The sequence below is a fragment of the Novipirellula sp. genome (assembly GCF_041583735.1).
Lineage (GTDB): Bacteria > Planctomycetota > Planctomycetia > Pirellulales > Pirellulaceae > Novipirellula.
This window is the reverse complement of record NZ_JBFHFD010000863.1, coordinates 1-2996: the sequence shown is the minus strand read 5'-3', so window position 1 is coordinate 2996 and position 2996 is coordinate 1. Positions and strand designations below refer to the sequence as shown.

The window sequence follows — 2996 nt, the reverse complement described above, 5'->3', positions numbered from 1 at the left end:
GCTCATCGAATCGAACACGGGATAACCAAGCTGCTTGTCTTCGGCAGTCGCCGTGACCGGACCGCCTCCGTTGGACTTTCCGCGAATGAACGAATCGTAATTCATGCAGCTGCCCATGCAAAACGTGACGTTGGTCGCTTGGACAAAACAAAGGTGTCAGGAGTCATTTGTTTAGTTGGTCTGAGTATGATAGGCTGCCGAAATGCCACGACCCAAACGCGCCGACGAAGCCAACGGGCTGTACCACGCTCTGAATCGTGGGAATGCTCGTAGTGAAATCTTTTGTAAGGAAGACGACTACGAGGCGTTCGAGCGCATTCTTGCGGAGGGATTGGAACGCTACCCCTGCCGGATACTCAGTTACCAGTTGATGCCCACTCACTGGCATTTTTTGCTTCAGCCTACCGAAGATGGCGGGATGAGCAACTTTTTACGGTGGGTTACGCTGACGCACACACAACGTTTTCACGCCCATTATGGGTCCTCAGGACAGGGGCACGTCTACCAGGGGCGTTTTAAGAGTTTTCCCATCCAAAACGATAAACACTTCTTGGTTGCCTCAAGGTATGTGGAACGCAATGCATTGCAGGCGGGACTTGTGGGCAGGGCAGAAGATTGGCGATGGGGGTCGTTGTTTCGCTGGGTATGTAAAGCTGAGCCCTCTCCTGAATTGCTATCACCTTGGCCACTTTCTCGCCTTCCTAATTGGGTTGGCCGCGTCAACGAATCGCTCAGTGAAAAGGAACTGGCTTCCATTCGATGGAGTGTCAAGCGTGGGAGCCCATTTGGCGAAGAGAACTGGATTGAATCAATCTCCCGCCGACTCAACCTTGAATCGACCCTACGCCCACGCGGTCGGCCAAGAGTGCGGAACCTGCCCGAAAAATCCATCAATGATTCCTGACACCTTTGTTGTTGCCTTGGTGCTGGCGGTATCCCTGTCGTGTTTCCAAACTCCAACGACGGTAGCTAGGCTGCTCACCGTATGCAGTTCCTGTATTCAGAGACCACGATCCATTTCGACCTGCCAAATAGCTTATGAAATACCTGCCACTAGCTTTGCTTTTAGCTTTAATTGTTGGTGCATCTTTTGCAATGCTTCAATCGCATCGTGAAAACGTCGTGTTGAGTGCCAAGATCTCTGAACTGAACCAAACGATAAATTCCTATCAATGTGTGGTTGACAGTCGTGACGAAAGTCTAGCCCATTGTCGTTTGGGCACCGTTGTGCTGTATCGAATGGCTTTATCTGGCGACGATGCTGACCTATTTGATTTTCTCGACGCGATCCCCGTGGAATCGCTGAACTGCAAGGTGTTAGATCTACCGGAACATCCAACAATGAAGCTACTTTGGTACAGTCAAAATCCAGAATCCGTAGACGGCACGCGGGTTCCGATGGAGCAAGTAAAGACTGTTCTAGCTGTCATCAATTCTGACACGTTTGATGTTGTAGATCACTTAATGCTTAAGAGATATGCTGGGGTCTCAGTAGGGATGAATCGTCCGTATCAGTTGGACGGTAAACTGTCTGACGGAACACCAGTCGAATATTGGATTAAACCCACAGGTTTCGAGCGGAGACATTAATCGCGGCAAGAATCGAATGCGTTGCCCAACCTTTGTCGCAGCTGATCGTATGCGATTTGGAAATCAACTTGGCAACAAATGGGAACCAGCACCTTTTCGGTTCCTGTCACCCGAAGACGGCACTCCGTTTAATCTTGCAACTTGCCTATGAAACGCTTCTCACTCTTTTTGCTTCTCGCTTTGATCACGGGCTGTGGCGTGGCCTTGTTTTTATCGCAGCTTTTCTGCCACCTCTCCACCAACTTCGTCGGTGGAGAGGTTACTGCAGTATAGACCGGAGGTGAAACTCTCACCCAATATTTGATGTCAACACCAAAGTAGATGGCATGGGGCGTCAGCGACACTCAAAACACCGAATGAATTCCAATCGGGGTTGTTTATTGCTCTTTCGCAACCTTGTACATCAGCTTGCCGTGGTCGTCGTGAAATTGAATTTGCAATTTCGACTTTTCCTTGTCGGGGCTGACCGAGACATAAAGAAATCCGCCAGTCGGTTCGTCGTAAGTATAAGGCTGCACAATTTTCCCGTCGGGATCGGTGCCTCGTTTTGAACCCGGTGGCACGCCGCGACGTGAATTCTCATCGTTCAGCGCTCCGCAGCCAAACTCTTCCACCCCGCTCGGATGGATACTGTGGTATTGCCAATGGCGATCGCCACAGAACACCATCAGATTATCAATCCCTTGTTCGTTTGCCCAAGCAAAAAACGAGTCAGCTTCGTGACGAAACCCGCCGAGATTGGTGTGATTGTCTTTCTTGTACGCGTCGTCTGGCCCGACCATCGGCGTCGGGCTGATGATAATCTTCCATGCCGCGTCACTTTGCTGTAGTGATGCTTCGAGCCACTGACGTTGTTCTTTTCCCCACAGCGATTTGTCGGGGCCATCTTCCATGCGATTGGGCGAGCGATAGTCGCGGCCTTCGGTGAACCACAACTGCAAGTCGCGACCAATGCGGTGCGTTCGGTAAGTGGGCGACTCGTGATCCTCGGATGCATGAATCGGCATCTGCTCGCGGAACAATTCGATCCCTGATTGCGGCGAGGGCATTTTCTCGCCCACCATGTCCGCATCATTGAATCGAAAATCGTGATCGTCTTTGGACCAATATGCAGGTGTCTTGCCAAAGAATTCTATCAGCCGAGGGAAACGAAACTGCTCGTGCCATTTCCGTCGCAGCTCCGGCAACTGCTTTGCCGCAGCGTTATTGGGTTTATCGTAATAGACGATATCTCCCGTCCCGACGAAGAAACCAGGCTCAAGCTTGCTCATCGAATCGAACACGGGATAACCAAGCTGCTTGTCTTCGGCAGTCGCCGTGACCGGACCGCCTCCGTTGGACTTTCCGCGAATGAACGAATCGTAATTCATGCAGCTGCCCATGCAAAACGTGACGTTGGTCGCTTG

The 2996-nt window shown here is 51.1% G+C and carries 3 protein-coding genes; 2 read left to right on the top strand and 1 reads right to left on the bottom strand.

The features are described 5' to 3' along the window. The first annotated feature begins 202 nt into the window (after positions 1-202). Entirely contained in the window at positions 203-904 is a 702-nt protein-coding gene (locus ABX962_RS33870) for a transposase (protein WP_372726084.1), read from the top strand. Positions 905-1038: 134 nt separating this feature from the next. After that, the gene (locus ABX962_RS33865; protein ID WP_372726083.1) at positions 1039-1590 is read left to right on the top strand and encodes a hypothetical protein; all 552 of its coding nucleotides are present in this window, start codon (positions 1039-1041) and stop codon (positions 1588-1590) included. Between the two features lie 377 nt (positions 1591-1967). On the opposite strand, the gene ABX962_RS33860 is transcribed toward ABX962_RS33865, so the two are convergent. Further along, on the bottom strand, positions 1968-2996 hold a 1029-nt coding region (locus ABX962_RS33860), incomplete at its 5' end, for an alkaline phosphatase (protein ID WP_372726082.1).